At 64.4% G+C, this 14,710-nt stretch carries 12 protein-coding genes and 1 tRNA gene; 7 read left to right on the top strand and 6 right to left on the bottom strand.

Annotated elements, in window-relative coordinates; genetic code table 11:
- The first annotated feature begins 19 nt into the window (after positions 1–19).
- The 5 genes from ESB00_RS11975 to ESB00_RS11955 all read left to right on the top strand — a co-directional run bounded on the left by ESB00_RS11975 (position 20) and on the right by ESB00_RS11955 (position 6,421).
- Positions 20–2,554, top strand: a complete 2,535-nt coding sequence (locus tag ESB00_RS11975; protein ID WP_129047916.1) for an ATP-dependent Clp protease ATP-binding subunit — start codon at positions 20–22, stop codon at positions 2,552–2,554.
- 99 nt (positions 2,555–2,653) lie between these two features.
- On the top strand, positions 2,654–3,619 hold the full coding sequence (locus ESB00_RS11970; RefSeq protein ID WP_129047915.1) for a DUF4240 domain-containing protein: 966 nt from the start codon (positions 2,654–2,656) through the stop codon (positions 3,617–3,619).
- A gap of 44 nt (positions 3,620–3,663) precedes the next feature.
- A complete protein-coding gene (locus ESB00_RS11965; RefSeq protein WP_129047914.1) occupies positions 3,664–3,852 on the top strand; it encodes a hypothetical protein in 189 nt (62 codons plus the stop codon).
- 146 nt (positions 3,853–3,998) lie between these two features.
- Positions 3,999–5,009 (top strand): porphobilinogen synthase, encoded by a 1,011-nt coding sequence (gene hemB, locus ESB00_RS11960; protein ID WP_129047913.1) that lies wholly within the window; start codon positions 3,999–4,001, stop codon positions 5,007–5,009.
- 17 nt (positions 5,010–5,026) lie between these two features.
- A complete protein-coding gene (locus ESB00_RS11955; protein ID WP_129047912.1) occupies positions 5,027–6,421 on the top strand; it encodes a Gfo/Idh/MocA family oxidoreductase in 1,395 nt (464 codons plus the stop codon).
- Between the two features lie 66 nt (positions 6,422–6,487).
- On the opposite strand, the gene ESB00_RS11950 is transcribed toward ESB00_RS11955, so the two are convergent.
- The 4 genes from ESB00_RS11950 to ESB00_RS19680 are packed head-to-tail and all read right to left on the bottom strand — an operon-like array spanning position 6,488 to position 10,089.
- Positions 6,488–7,174, bottom strand: coding sequence for a hypothetical protein (locus ESB00_RS11950; protein ID WP_129047911.1), 687 nt, complete (start codon positions 7,172–7,174; stop codon positions 6,488–6,490).
- Between the two features lie 4 nt (positions 7,175–7,178).
- Complete coding sequence (locus tag ESB00_RS11945; RefSeq protein ID WP_129047910.1) at positions 7,179–8,630, bottom strand: amino acid permease; 1,452 nt, start codon at positions 8,628–8,630, stop codon at positions 7,179–7,181.
- Between the two features lie 14 nt (positions 8,631–8,644).
- The gene (locus ESB00_RS11940; protein WP_129047909.1) at positions 8,645–9,241 is read right to left on the bottom strand and encodes a polysaccharide biosynthesis/export family protein; all 597 of its coding nucleotides are present in this window, start codon (positions 9,239–9,241) and stop codon (positions 8,645–8,647) included.
- 50 nt (positions 9,242–9,291) lie between these two features.
- Entirely contained in the window at positions 9,292–10,089 is a 798-nt protein-coding gene (locus ESB00_RS19680; RefSeq protein ID WP_164976181.1) for a hypothetical protein, read from the bottom strand.
- A gap of 212 nt (positions 10,090–10,301) precedes the next feature.
- Here ESB00_RS19680 and ESB00_RS11930 point away from each other — a divergent pair, with 212 nt between their 5' ends.
- On the top strand, positions 10,302–11,366 hold the full coding sequence (locus tag ESB00_RS11930; RefSeq protein ID WP_129047908.1) for a quinone-dependent dihydroorotate dehydrogenase: 1,065 nt from the start codon (positions 10,302–10,304) through the stop codon (positions 11,364–11,366).
- 49 nt (positions 11,367–11,415) lie between these two features.
- On the opposite strand, the gene epsC is transcribed toward ESB00_RS11930, so the two are convergent.
- Together epsC and ESB00_RS11920 are read right to left on the bottom strand one after the other, a co-directional pair.
- The gene (gene epsC, locus ESB00_RS11925; protein WP_129047907.1) at positions 11,416–12,330 is read right to left on the bottom strand and encodes a serine O-acetyltransferase EpsC; all 915 of its coding nucleotides are present in this window, start codon (positions 12,328–12,330) and stop codon (positions 11,416–11,418) included.
- 154 nt (positions 12,331–12,484) lie between these two features.
- Positions 12,485–12,569 (bottom strand) — tRNA-Leu (locus tag ESB00_RS11920).
- Positions 12,570–12,755: 186 nt separating this feature from the next.
- Between ESB00_RS11920 and ESB00_RS19675 the strand changes: the two genes are divergently transcribed.
- The gene (locus ESB00_RS19675; protein WP_164976180.1) at positions 12,756–14,684 is read left to right on the top strand and encodes a hypothetical protein; all 1,929 of its coding nucleotides are present in this window, start codon (positions 12,756–12,758) and stop codon (positions 14,682–14,684) included.
- Positions 14,685–14,710 lie beyond the last annotated feature (26 nt).

Here is a 14,710-nt window from a genome sequence, read left to right as displayed (position 1 = left end):
CGATATAACCAAGGCACCCATGGAACCGATGAACAACTTTACGCCGCGCGCCCAGCAAGTGCTGGCCTTGGCCCGCAAGGAAGCCGACCGCTTCCACCACAACTACGTCGGCACCGAGCACCTGCTGCTCGGGTTGATCAAGCTGGGGCAGGGCGTCGCCGTGAGTGTTCTCCAGAAGATGGGTCTCGACCTTGAGACCGTCCGCGCCGAGGTCGAGAAACAGGTCGGCATCGGCCAGGAGTCCAAGACGCCCGTCGGCAGCATTCCCTACACGCCCCGCGTGAAAAAGGTCCTCGCGCTCGCCGGCAAGGAGGCCAAGGCGCTCAATCACTCCTACGTCGGCACCGAGCACATCCTCCTCGGTCTGCTCCGCGAGGGTGAGGGCGTCGCCGCCCGCGTGCTCAAGACCCTCGAGGTGGATATCGAGCGCACCCGCAATGAGATTCTCCGTGAACTCGACCCGCAGTTCTCTTCCGGTCAGGGCGACGGCGGTCAGGGCTCCGCCGGTGGTGGCGGTGGCGGCGAGGAAGTCGCCCCGCGTGGCAGCTCCGAGGAGGGCAAGAAAGAGGTCAAGACGCCCGCGCTCAAGGCCTTCGGCCGCGACCTCACCGAGCTGGCCCGCAAGGGCGAGATGGATCCCGTCGTGGGCCGCAAGAACGAGATCAGCCGCGTCATCCAGATTCTCTGCCGCCGCACCAAGAACAACCCGGTGCTCGTGGGCGAGGCCGGCGTGGGCAAAACCGCCATCGTCGAGGGCCTCGCGCAGGAGATCGCCAAGGGCAACGTGCCTGAGATCCTCGCCGACAAGAAGGTTATCACCCTCGACCTCGCGCTCATGGTCGCCGGCACGAAATACCGCGGCCAGTTCGAGGAACGCATCAAGGCCGTGATGGACGAGATCAAGCGTTCCAAGAACGTCATCATCTTCATCGACGAGATGCACACCATCGTCGGCGCCGGCGCCGCCGAGGGCGCGATGGACGCCTCCAACATCTTCAAGCCCGCCCTCAGCCGCGGCGAGCTGCAGTGCATCGGTGCGACCACCCTCAACGAATACCGGAAGTATATCGAGAAGGACAGCGCCCTCGACCGCCGCTTCCAGATGGTCAAGGTCGAGCCGCCCTCCGTGGACGACACCGTGATCATCCTCAAGGGCATCCGCGGCAAGTACGAGGAGCACCACAAGGCCGTCTTCACCGACAAGGCCATCGAGGCCGCCGCCAAGCTCTCCGACCGCTACATCACCGGCCGCTTCCTGCCTGACAAGGCCATCGACGTGATGGACGAGGCCGGTTCGCGCGCCCGCATCACCACCCTCAACCGTCCGCCCGAGATCGAGGCCCTGGGCAAGGAGATCGAGGAGGTCTGCACCAAGAAGGAGCAGGCCATCGCCGCCCAGCACTTCGAGGAGGCCGCCAAGTTCCGTGATCAGGAAAAGCAGCTTCGCGCCAAGCAGGACGAGCAGATCGAGTCGTGGAAGAAGACCCGCGACGAGAACCGCATCACCGTGGACGAGGAGCAGATGGTCCGCGTCGTCGCCGAGTGGACCGGCATCCCGCTCAACCGCCTGGAGAAGAAGGAGAGCGAGCGCCTGCTCGCCCTTGAAGGCGAGTTGCAAAAGGCCATCGTCGGCCAGGATCCCGCCACCGTCGCCATCGCCCGCGCCCTCCGGCGCTCCCGCGCCGACCTCAAGGACCCGCGCCGCCCGATCGGCTCGTTCATGTTCATGGGCCCGACCGGCGTCGGCAAGACCGAGCTCGCGAAGCAGCTCGCCGCGCAGATCTTCGGCAACCAGGACGCCCTCCTCCAGATCGACATGTCGGAATACATGGAGAAGTTCGCCGTCTCGCGCCTCATCGGCTCGCCTCCGGGCTACGTCGGCTACGAGGAGGGCGGTCAGCTCACCGAGGCCGTCCGCCGCCGGCCGTATTCCGTGATCCTCTTCGACGAGATCGAAAAGGCGCACCCCGACGCGCTCCAGCTGCTCCTGCAGATTCTGGAGGACGGCCGCCTCACCGATTCGCTCGCCCGGACCGTGGATTTCCGGAACACCATCATCATCATGACGACCAACGTCGGCGCCGCGCTCATCCAGCGCCAGACGACGATGGGTTTCGCCGCCGCCAAGGCGTCGGACTTCCACGACATGGACAAGCTGAAGGAGAAGGTGCTCGAGGAGGCCAAGCGCGTCTTCAAGCCCGAGTTCCTGAACCGCATCAACGACCTCGTGGTCTTCAAGCCCCTCGACAAAAACGACCTGCTCAAGATCGTGGAAATCGAGACGGCCAAGGTCGTGAAGCGCCTCGCCGCGCGGAACATCCACCTGGAGTTCTCGCCCGAGTCCAAGGCCCTGCTGGTCGAGAAGGGCTACGACGAGAAATACGGCGCCCGTCCGCTGCGCCGTGCCGTCGAGCACCTCCTGGAGGACCCGCTCGCCGAGGCCCTGCTCCGCGGAGACGTCAAGGAAGGCGAACCCATCACGGTCGTCCGCAATGGCGACAAGCTGGAGTTCAAGACCCAGTCCCCCGCCGCCGGCAGCGGCGTAACGTCCTAAGGCAGTACTTTTCTGATTTCACGCCGCCGGCGCCCTTGCGTGCCGGCGGCGTTTTGCTTTGCGGGATGGGGAGCGCGCTTTATCACTCCTGCCTTGTCCATGAAGCTGCCTCGCCTCGCTTGTGTTGCCCTATCGCTGGGACTCGGGGCGACCGCCGGATGCATGAAGGAGCGTTCAGATGTCGTCTTCCGGCCGACAAACAAGGAATACCCGCGTGAAGTTCAGGTCGTGGACGGAAAGGCGCATGAAGTCGTATTGCTGAAGCCGGCCACTGTCGAGGAAGCCGCTGGCATCTACGCGGATTTTTCGAAAAAGGAGGTCCGGGTGCCTCGCGCCCTAATCGAACAGCCGTTGGCCGATCATGGCGAGTCCCGGGTGGCTCCTGACGGTGTGACCAACTTCATGGAGTTTGTGCTTCCTCTCAGTCGTATCGAGATTGTTCGCCTCAATGGGGACGCAGCAGAATTCCGGACGTGTGCGATTCCTTTTGGACGCATTGTCGCCAAGACTCCGCCCCGCGCCACTCCCGAGCAAGTCGCAGCCGCTAAGGCGGCCATGGACCTCGACCGGTTCTGGCAGCTCATCGAAACGGCGCGTATCGGGAGCGGGCAGGAGGCCGACGGCTTCCGCCTCGCCATCGCATTGCAAACTGAACTCGGCAAGCTGCGGGCGGAGGAAATCCTCGGATTTCAGTTCCACTTGAACGAGCGCATGGCGGAGTGCTCCCGCTGGGACCTTTGGGCGGTCGCTTACATCGTCAATGGCGGAGCTTCTGACGATGGTTTCGGATATTTTTGCGGATGGCTGATTTCTCAAGGCAGAGCCTATCATGAAGCAGCACTGAAAGGTCCGGTTCGTGCCGCTGATCGTGCGGTCAGACATCAACAGAACGAGAATGAGCAGATATTTTATTCCGCCATGCAGGCCTACCAAGCCAAGACCGGCGCAGCCATGCCCCAAGTGCCGTATTCCGGCCCGACCAGCCCGATAGGGAAGCCGTGGAAGGAAGAGGACTTGCCCAAGTTGTATCCGGAGCTGACTAAGCGGTTTAACAGCGGCTCCTGAATCCGCACCTTTAAGAGAGGAGGCGTTGTAGACTATCTTGCACTATGAGCAGCACGAGGGAGCTGGCGGATGCGGCAATTGAGGCGCTACCGGAAGATGCCACCTTGCAGGATGTCGCTTACAAGCTGGCGCTGCTCGCTGCGTTGGAAAAGAACCGGGATAGCTGCAAAACGGGCCATTGGAAACCGCAGGCAGAGGTGGAGAAGCTGCTGTCCCAATGGCTCGGAATATGATCTTTCACGATTTAATGCTCCCGATGACGGCCCCCTCACATGAGGGGGCTTCGCTGCGCAATTTCTGCGTGTGATTTGGACGGTCCGCGCGTAAAAGATTGGCGTGAAATGCCGGGAAACCTTGGTTTACTGGCGTTCTTCGCACCATGGCCAAGACCCCCAAACTCGACCTCACGCACCGTCCCCGCCGGCTGCGCCGCCAGCCCAGCCGCCGCGCCCTCGTCGCCGAGACCGCCCTGCGCGCGCAGGACCTCATCGCGCCGCTCTTCGTGGTCGAGGGCAAGGCTCGGCCCGAGCCCATCGCCTCGATGCCGGGCGTGTTCCGCCTGTGCATTGACGATCTCGTCAAGGAGTGCCGCGAGTTGCACAAGCTCGGCGTGCCCGCCGTGGCGCTGTTTCCCAAGCTTTCGCCCAAGCTGAAGGACGAGGTGGGCACCGAGGCCCTCAACCCCGAGACGCTCGTGTTGCGGGCCGTGCGCGCGGTGAAGAAGGCCGTGCCGGAGCTGACCATCATCACCGACGTGGCGCTCGACCCCTACACCAGCCACGGCCACGACGGCGTGCTGACCGAGGCCGGCGACGACGTGGACAACGACCGCACCGTGACGATTCTTGGCCGGATGGCCGTGTTGCAGGCCGAGGCGGGCGTGGACTTCGTGGCGCCGTCGGATATGATGGACGGCCGGGTGGGGCACATCCGCAAGGCGCTCGACGCCGCCGGCTTTACCGACACCGGCATCCTGGCCTACTCGGCGAAATACAACTCGGCCTACTACGGCCCTTTCCGCGACGCCGTCGGCAGCGCGCAAGCCGCCGGCACGCGCCTGCTGAGCAAGGCTACTTACCAGATGAATCCCGCCAACCGTCGCGAGGCCGTGAGCGAGGTCGAACTGGATGTGGCCGAGGGCGCGGACATCGTGATGGTGAAGCCCGCCGGCGCCTACCTCGATATCATCCGCGACGTGCGCAACGCCATCCGCGTGCCGGTCGCCGCCTACCAGGTCTCCGGTGAATACGCCCAGATTCACGCCGCCGCCCGGCTCGGCTGGCTCGACCTCGCGCGCTGCCGCGACGAGTCGCTGCTGGCCATCAAGCGCGCCGGCGCCGACATGATCCTCACCTATTTCGCCAAGGAAGTGGCGAAACAATTGCGTTGAAGCAGCGTCTTTACCCCATGCCCGTTACCCCTCGTCCCAGTCCCGAAGTCACCAACCCCGCCCGCCGTCAGTTTCTCACCGCCTCGCTGGCCGCGGGTGCTGCACTCGCCCTGACGCCCTCGCGCCTCGTGCGCGCAGCGGAGGTCGCGCCCGAGGGCCGCAAGCTCAAGGTCGCCTTCGTGGGCATCGGTTTCCGCGGGCTCGACCTGGTGAAGACCTTTCGCGACACCGGGATGATCGAGACGGTGGCGATGTGCGACGTGGACCTCATGGCCGAGCACACGGCCGAGGCGCGGGCCATTTTTCCCGACGCCAGGCTGTTTCAAGACTACCGCGAGATGTTCGCCAAGGCCGGCGACACCTTCGAGGCCGTCATCATCGCGACTCCGGACTTCACGCACTTCGTCGTCGCCATGCACGCGATGAAGAAGGGCAAGCATGTCTATGTGGAGAAGCCGCTCGCGCACACCTTTCATGAGGTCGAACTGCTCATGGCGCAGGCCGCAAAGAGCAAGGTCGTGACGCAGATGGGCAACCAGGGGCACTCCGGAAACAATTTTCACCAGTTCAAGGCCTGGCAGGAGGCCGGCATCATCGCCGACGTTACCCGCGTGGACATGTTCATGAACTCCCCGCGCCGCTGGCACGGCTGGGAGGTGAAGGGCTACGATTCCGGCGATCCGGTGCCGCCGACCATCGACTGGAACCTCTGGCACGCCAACAAGCCCGTGCATCCTTACAGCCCGCGCCTGCATCCCGGCAACTGGCGCGGCTGGTTCGCCTACGGCAATGGCGCCTTCGGCGACTGGGGCCCACACATCCTCGACACCTGCCACCGCTTCCTGAACCTAGGCCTGCCGCACACGATCGAGGCGGTGAAGCGTGAGGGCGCCAACGACTACATCTTCCCGCAGGCCACGACCATCCGCTTCGACTTCGCCGCCCGCGGGGCGATGCCGCCGGTCGAGGTGTTCTGGTATGACGGCGTGAACAACCTGCCGCCGCTGCCGGCCGAGCTAGGCGCGAACCCGAATTTCACGCAGAAGAACGGCAAGTTCATCTACAGCAAGAAACTCACCTTCCTCGGCGGCACGCATGGTGATACGCTGCGCATCATTCCGCAGGAAAAAATGAAGGAAGTTGGTCCGACCCTGCCGCGCATCACCGGCGGTTTTTCGGATCACTTCCAAAACTTCGTGCTGGCCTGCCTTGGACGCGAGGAGACGAAGTCGCCGTTCCATGTCTCCGGCCCTCTGTCGCAGGTGTTCATCCTCGGCGTCATCGCCCAGCGCCTCGGCGGCAAGCTGGAGTTCGACCCGGTGAAGAAACAGTTCAAGAACAACGTCCGCGCCAACGACCTTCTGACGATGGAGCCGCCCCGCGCGGGATGGGAAGGGTATTACGGGGTGTGAGGGTAGGGCCAGTCTCTGACTGGCCGTAGCGCCGCGAATCCGAATGTGGCCGGCCGGAAACCGGCCCTACTTGGCCTGCCGGCCCCACAGCGCCCGCGTCAGCACGATGTGCCCGAACAGCGCCCCGCCGACACAGACCGGCGCAATCAGCGCGTAGGGCAGGTGGAACGCGAGCAGGAGCGGTGGCTGGACGTTCCAGCCGAAGGCCACCGGGGCGGACAGGATGGCCACGCGCATGACATTCAACAGCAGGGCGAATCCGACGACATTGGCCAGGCGCGCGGCCCACCGATGGCGGTTGGCCAGGGGAAAGCAGGCGAGAGCAACGAGGCCGCTGGCGATGTCCCAGTTGTAGCCGGACCAAGTCATGGTCTCCGGGATCACACCCTGCTTAAACCAGGCGTGCAGGACGAGCTCGAGGGGCAGGCGGAAGGCCTGGAAGCCGACCAGCGCGGCGAGCGAAATTGTGGCGGCGAGTCGGCCACCAACCGGTGAAACCGCAAATCCAATACAGAACACGAGAATGGGGCCAAAAAAGAACGGCAGGCCGTTGAGCGGCAGGGTGGCCAGGCGTCCGCTGGCGACAAGGGCGGACAGGATGCCCAGCCAGATGCCGATCACGATGCCCGCCAAGGCGGTGATCTTCAGGGATCGCCACGCGAGGTGGATCGCGAACAGCACGGCGTAGAGCACGCCAATCAGGATGGAGCAGAAGGCGAGCAGCGAGCCGGTGCTGGCAGGCGTGAAAGGCACGGTCTCACTTCGCCAGCAGGCTGTGTCGACGGCTGTAACCGAAGTAGATGACGAAGCCGAAGCCCATCCAGATGGCGAGGTTCAGCCAGGTGATGAGCGGCAGGAAATACATCTGGAGCGCACAGCTCCCGATGCCCAGCAGCGGCACGAGCGGTACCCAGGGCGTGCGGAACGGCCGGGGCAGGTCGGGCCGCGTGCGGCGCAGCACCAGCACGCCGGCGCACACCAGCGAGAAGGCCAGCATCGTGCCGATGGAGATCAGTTCACCCAGCAGATCGAGCGGGAAGAGCCCGGAAATGACGGCGCAGGAGATGCCGGTGATCCAGGTCGTGATGTGCGGCGTGCCGTATTTGGGATGAATCTTGGCAAAGGTGGGCGGCAGGAGGCCGTCGCGTGACATCGAGTAGAAGATGCGCGGCTGGCCCAGCAGCGACACGAGGATGACGGAGGTCAGGCCGGCGAGGGTGGCAGCTTCGATCAGATAGCGGAAAAAGGCGGGGGCCTGAACCTGCTGAAGCGCAAAGATGAACGGTGCGTCCACGTTGAGCTGCTTGTAGTTCACCATGCCGGTGAGCACGAAGGACACGGCGATGAAGAGCACGGAGACGACGCCCAGCGTGCCAAGCAGGCCGATGGGCATGTCGCGCTGGGGATTCTTGGTCTCCTGCGCCGCGGCGGACACGCAGTCGAAGCCGACGTAGGCGAAGAAAATGGCCGCCGCGCCGCGGAAGATGCCGCTCCAGCCGTATTCGCCGAAGGTGCCGGTATTCTCCGGGATGAAGGGCACGAGGTTGGCCTTAGCGATTTCCGGGTTCTTCAGCAGATACCAGAGCCCATAGCCGACGAGGGCGACCAGGATGCCGACCTTGATGAAGACCATGAAGTCGTTGACGGTGGCCGACTCCTTGATGCCGATGTAGAGCACGTAGGTCAGCGCAAGCGAGATGAAGACTGCCGGCAGGTTGATGAGTGCGCCCGTGGTGACGATGCTGCCACCGGTCACGGCCAGCGGGGCGCTGGAGAGTGCGACGGGCAGGGTGACGCCGAATTCGAGCGCGATGTCGCGCACCGCCCCCGACCAGCTCACCGCAACGGCGGCGCCGGAGAACAGGTATTCAAGCACGAGACACCAACCGACGATCCAGGCGAAGAGTTCGCCCAGAGTGGCATAGCTGTAGGTGTAGGCGCTGCCCGAGACCGGAATCATCGAGGCAAGCTCGGCGTAGCACAGGCCCGCGAAGAGGCAGGCAATGCCGGAGAAGACGAACGACAGTGCGATACCGGGGCCGGCGTATTGGGCGGCCGAGGTGCCGGCGAGGACGAAGATACCCGCGCCCACCACCGAGCCGATGCCGAGGCTGATCAGACTGAGCGGCCCGAGCGTGCGTTTGTAGCCGTGTTCGGCGCCGGCTTCCCGCTGCAGATCGGCGATGGGCTTGGTGCGAAAGAGGCTCATGCGCAGTCGTCGCCTCAGAAGGCGGAGCGGGGCACCTGGATCGAGTCGCCCGGGAAGAGCAGCGGGTCCTCGTTCGGCTGGCGCTGCGCGAGCTTCACGTCGAAGTCGTAGGCCTTGCGGTCGCGGGTCAGCGTTACCTTGTTCTCCTTCGCGTAGAGCGTGAAACCGCCGGCGGACTGCACGGCCTTGGCGAGGGTCAGGTCAGGTGACCACGGGATGCGGCCCGGACGCTGCACTTCGCCGCCGATATAGACGTAGCGCTCGGTGACGCTCACCGAGACATCGAGCGTGGTGTAGAATTTCTTGGCGATGTAGGTGTCGCGAATGCTTTGGGAAAGCTCGGCGGTGGTGAGTCCGGCGGCTGTGACCGCCCCGATGTATTGCAGGCGGATCAGGCCCTGCTCGTCGATTTGCACGTTCGTCGTGATCGGCTCGGGGATGCCCAGCAGCGAGACCAGCATGGTGTCACCGGGCCGCAACTGGGCGGACATCGAGGGCGCGTCGATCCGGGGATTGGCCGTCGCGGTCGTCGTGCCTTCGGTGACACAACCGGCCCAGCAACACGCGAGCCAGAGGGCGGCCAGAAGAACGGACAGTCGGCGAGAAGTCATGCGGTGTGCAATCCAGTGAGGGATTGTCCGCAGGCTGGCAACACCGGCTTTCAGCGCCCGCGCTTGCTGCTGCGGCGGGGCTTCTCGTCCTCTTCCTCGGAGTCGTCCGAATCCTCGTCGTCCGAGTCTTCGTCCTCGTCGTCGCCTTCCTTCTTTTTGCCTTCGCCGTCCTCGTCGGAGTCCTCGTCCTCATCCTCGTCCCACTTGAGCGAGGAGTCGTTCTTCATCTTCTCGTCCTCCTCCTCTTCGACGTCGGGCAGATCATCCTCGTCTTCCGCGGCGCGGCCTTTGTCGGACTCTTCGTCCTCGTCGCCGAAGCCCTCGGGGGTGTAATCGAGGATGGCGGTGATCTCGGTGAAGAGATGCACGGCCTTGCCCTCGATGAAGTCACTGTTTTGCGCCTCGCGGATCTGGTCCTCCACCTCGTCCACGGTAAGCTTCTCCTCGAGATCGAGGACCTCGTTGAGCATCTTCACGCGCAGGCGGGTGATGTGATCGAGGAAGTCGGCATAAGGGCCGTTCTCCTCGTCGATCACGTCGGGCAGGGCAAAAAGCTTTTCCTCGGACTCCAGCAGCGGCTGTTTGACGCGGGTCAGCCGGACCTTGCCCTTGCCGAGGTCCTTGGCGATGCGGAAGGGGATGAATGCGCGCTCGAAGACATCCTGGTCGAAACCGTATTCGCGCAACGGTTCGATGAGTTCGACGATGTGGTCCACCTGGCGGGGGTCGATGATGCTGAGACCATCAACATCCCAGTGGACGGGGTCGCTGACCTCGTCCACCCACCAGTTGTGATCTTCGCCGAGACGGACGACGCACCATTCGAGTTGGGGGGAGCCTTTCGCCATAGTTTTTTACTTATTTCGGTTGGACCAAAAGGGCTGGCTTCCGGCCTTGTCAAATCCTGAAACACAAAATGTTGGAATATTTGCGTAACACACGGATGCCGATGCCTTCCTCGGGGCGGAGGGTGGGGCCGAAGGATGCGCAAACAAGGACAAAAATGGCCCCGGGCGGGGGCTTGAAAGTTGGCGTCCGGGTGCCACAGTCCGCGCACACCATGGGCTGGCTCTACCAAAATGTCCTCAAACCCGCCTTCTTCCGGCTCGATCCCGAGCGCGCGCACCACGTTGCCGTGGACAATCTCGCCCTGCTGGGTCGGGTGCGGCCGCTCTGCGCAATGCTGGAGCGCCTGCACCGGCTGGACCCGGCACTGCACCGGCCGGTGGAGTGTTTCGGCCTGAAATTTCCGAATGCGGTCGGACTCGCCGCGGGTTTCGACAAAAACGGCCGTGCCTGGCCGGCCGCCGCGGCGCTGGGCTTCGGTCATGTGGAAATTGGCACGGTCACGCACCAGGCCCAGCCGGGCAATCCGCAGCCGCGGGTCTTCCGCTATCCGGCGCAGCAGGCCGTGATCAACCGCATGGGTTTCAACAACGGCGGTGCTGCCGCCTTGGCCGCCCATCTCGCCAAGCTGCCCGGGCCGGGGCAGCGGGCCATCCCGCTTGGCATCAATCTGGGCAAGACGAAGGTGACGCCGCTCGAGCAGGCCACGGAGGATTACCTCGGCAGCTTCCGGCTGCTCGCCGATTACGCCGACTACGTCGTGGTCAACGTGAGCAGCCCGAACACGCCGGGACTGCGCGAACTGCAGGACGCCTCGTGGCTCAAACCGTTGCTTGCCGCGCTGGTGGCTGAAAACCGGACGCGCCTCGGCGCCGGCAAACCGCGCCGTCCGGTATTGCTCAAGATTGCGCCTGACCTCTCCTGGGCGCAGGTGGACGCCGCCTTGGACGTTATCACCGATCTCGGCTTGGATGGAATCATCGCAACCAACACGACGCTGGCGCGCCCGGGTTTCTTCGCCTCGGTGAACGAGGCCGGCGGCCTCAGCGGCGCTCCGGTGCGTCGGCGCTCGACGGAGATCGTGAACTACATTTCCCGCGCCACGGGCGGTCGCCTGCCGATCATCGGGGTCGGTGGCATCATGGACGAGGCCGGTGCGGCTGAGAAAATGGATGCCGGTGCCACGCTGGTGCAGCTCTATACCGGACTTGTTTACCGCGGTCCGTTTTTCGCTGCCGAGGTGGCGCGGGCGTTGGCGGAGCGGCAGCGCGTTCGCTGAACTTGGAACCACACGACGGGACTGATAATCCCGCCGCCAACGAAGGATTTCAAATATTCCAATCCGCGCCGTCCACGAGGATTTCGTGCGGCTTGCGCGGGCGGACGACCAGACTGGTCTCCTTGTAGTAGGCGATGCTGTGGGGCGGAATTGAGTCACGCACCCAGACATTGGCGCCGATCACGGAGTGGGCGCCGATGCGGGTGTCGCCGCCGAGGATCGTGGCATGGGCGTAGATCGTAACGTGGTCCTCGATGTCGGGGTGACGCTTCACGCCCTTGACCGGGTTGTTCTTGCCGTCGGTCTCGAAGGATTTCGCCCCGAGGGTCACGCCCTGGTAGATCTTTACGTGCGTACCGATGGTGGCGGTCTCGCCGATCACGACGCCCGTGCCATGATCGATGAAAAAATGTGAACCGATGTGCGCGCCGGGGTGGATGTCGATGCCAGTGCGTTCGTGGCCGTATTCGGTGAGCATGCGCGGCAGCAGCGGCACCTGCAGCGCGTAGAGCATGTGGGCCAGGCGTTGCAGCGAGATGGCCAGCACACAGGGGTAGGCGAGGATGATCTCGTCGGTGCTGCGGGCGGCGGGGTCGCCGGAGTAGGCGGCGGCGACGTCGGTTTGCACCAGACGGCGCACCTCGGGCAAAGTGCTCAGAAACTGCGTGGTCAGGCGCGCCGCGTTGGCCTTCGGATCGGGGTCCTTGGCGAAGCGCAGGCATTTCTCGACCTCGATGACCATCCGGGAATCGATCTTCTCCAGCAATTTGTCGAGCCAGCCGGGCGCATCGGCCTGGGTCAGCCCCGTGTCTTCGAAGAAGCCGGGGAAAAGCAGGTGCATCAAATCACGCGCGAGTTCGGTGACGCGGTCCTGCGAGGGCAGGTTGGCCCCGTCGAGGTGGTTGATGCCGCCACCCAGGGCGTAGGATTCCAGGAGGGCCTGTTTGATGGCGGGGGGCGTCATGGCTTGCGGGTCGGAGGCGGAATCTTCCGCAAAAAGCCCCTGCGGTCAAATGCGTTGGGGAGCCAATTCGTCATAGCGGACGACAGTTCCCGCGGAGAATTCCGCCAGATTGTCGTTATCAAGACTCTGTCTGCGGCTTCGGAGGAGCGAAAGCTGGTGCTCGGGACAGGACTCGAACCTGCACGCCTTACGGCACACGCACCTCAAACGTGTGTGTCTACCAATTCCACCACCCGAGCGTTCCAACGATGGGAGCGGTGACTTAGGTAAATCCGCGAAGTCTTGTAAAGCCCCGAAATGCGCTTGCGTAGCACTTTCTTCTGGGAGCACACTCCGGTTCCGTTGGCTTGACCGCCAACAACGGAACTTCCCGACCTAAACCAAGCATCGACACCGGGTAACCACGCCCGTTCTTCCGCCCTTTCATGGACGATAACAAGCCTGCCAATGAACCCAACGAGCCGGGGTTGAACAAAATCGACCTCAGCCAGTTGCAGTCCTTCAACTTCGGTACCCAATGGACCGAGGTGAAGCCCGTCTCCCCCGGCCGCCGTGAGCGCGATTTTGAGCGCGATGACCGCGGGGATCGTCGCGACCGGCGTGACCGTCGCGAAGGCGGTGGTGGCGGCGCCGGTCCGGCCGGTGCGCCGCGCGATCGTCGCGGTTTCCGCAAGCCCGCGGGAGCGCCGACCGGTGGTCCGGGAGCTGCGCCCTCGGGGCCGGCCGGTGAAGGTGGGGCCCAGCCTCAGGGCGGCCCGGGCGGCGAACGCCGCCGTTTCGAACGCGGCCCCGGTGCGCCGCGCCGTGATTTTCGTGGTGGTGATCGCAGGGACGGTGGCGAACGCCGCGAGGGCGGCGGCCAGCCGTTTGATCGCGCGCCCTATATCAGTCCGTTTTTCTCCGCGACCTGCTACCCGGAAGACACGGGGTTCGCCGCGATCGTGAAGGCCGTGCGCGCCTCTTGCCGCACTTTCCAGCTGTTCGAGATCACCAAGGCGGTGCTGGAGAAAAATGACCGCTTCGTGGTCGTCATCCAGCGCACGAAGCCGGCCTCGTCCGAGGGCCAGCCGGCCGCGAAGCCGGCGCCGCTCTACATGTCGATGCCCGACCATCTGCCGTTCGACACGGAGGACGCCGCGATCCAGCACGCCATTAATAACAATCTCGGAGCCTTCTTCGAGATGCAGGAAGTCGAGGTCGAGGCGCCCAAGGGCAGCTACCCGATCATCAACAAGTGCGGCGTGACCGGTGAACTGCTCGGGCCGCCGAATTATCACCGTTACCAGCAGATTCTCCAGCAGCACTACGCCGCCAAGATCAAGGGCATGTCGTTTGACCGCTTCCGCGACAGCGTCGTGTCGGTGCGCGAGCCCGAGGTGGTCGCCGCCTGGCAGGAGAAAATGAAGAAGGCCACCCGCTACACCTGGAAGCCTCCGGTCGCCCGCACCTCCACCAAGCCGCCGATGGAGGTTCCAGCCGCTACCGAAAATTCCGCCGAGACCTCTGCTCCGGCAGAAGCTCCGGTCGAGGCCACTGCGGTTGCCGCGGAAGCTGCTCCCGCGGCCGCGGAAGTCGCGCCCGCCACTCCGGCCATCACGTTTGACAGCCTGGAGGATGCGCGTCTGCACCTGCTCACCCACGCGCGCGAGCGCATGGTGCGCACGGTTGAAACCGTCCGCTTCCACGGCAAAAACTTGGAAAAGCTTCCCCCCGGCGAAATTCGTCGCGCGCTGGAGGGCCATATTGAGCGCCAGCGCCGCTTCCCTCTCGATACGGCTAACGCCCTGCGGGGCCGCCTCCGTCGCGAGGGCTTCACGATCTTCAAGAAGGGATCGCGCGGCGTTTCCTACGTCTGTGCGGTCAAGCGCCGCTTCCGCGTCCCCGGCCAGGTATTCTCCGAGAGCATCGGTACGCTGATCGACTTCATCGAAAAGCATCCGATGGTGCATGTGAAGGACCTGCCCAAGGCCTTCCTCGGCATCGAGATTCCGTCCGCGCCCGCGGCGCCGGCCGCTCCCGCCGAGGGAGCCAGCGCCTCCCAGTCGCCGTTTGCGGCGATGCCGCCCGAGCAGTCGGAAAAGCTGCGCAAGATGAGCAACGACCTGCGCTGGCTCGTGATGGAGGGATACGTCACCGAGTTCTCCGACGGCAAACTCTTCGCCCCGCCGGTTATGGCGCCGCAGGCTGCCAAAAAGGCCGAGGCGGGTGAGGAAGAGCACGACCCGGTGGACTTCCCCGAGGCGCATCCGGCCGTGGCCGCGGCTCCCGCCGCCGAGCAAGCGGCCCCCGAGGCTGCTCCCGCCGAGCCGGAACCCGCTCCCACTGAGGAACCCAAGCCGGAAGGCCTGGCCTGATTTCAAGCCCGCTCGCGAGAGCGGGC

Origin of the sequence: Oleiharenicola lentus, assembly GCF_004118375.1 — a bacterium.
GTDB lineage: Bacteria > Verrucomicrobiota > Verrucomicrobiia > Opitutales > Opitutaceae > Lacunisphaera > Lacunisphaera lenta.
This window is presented reverse-complemented; position numbering and strand designations above follow the sequence as displayed.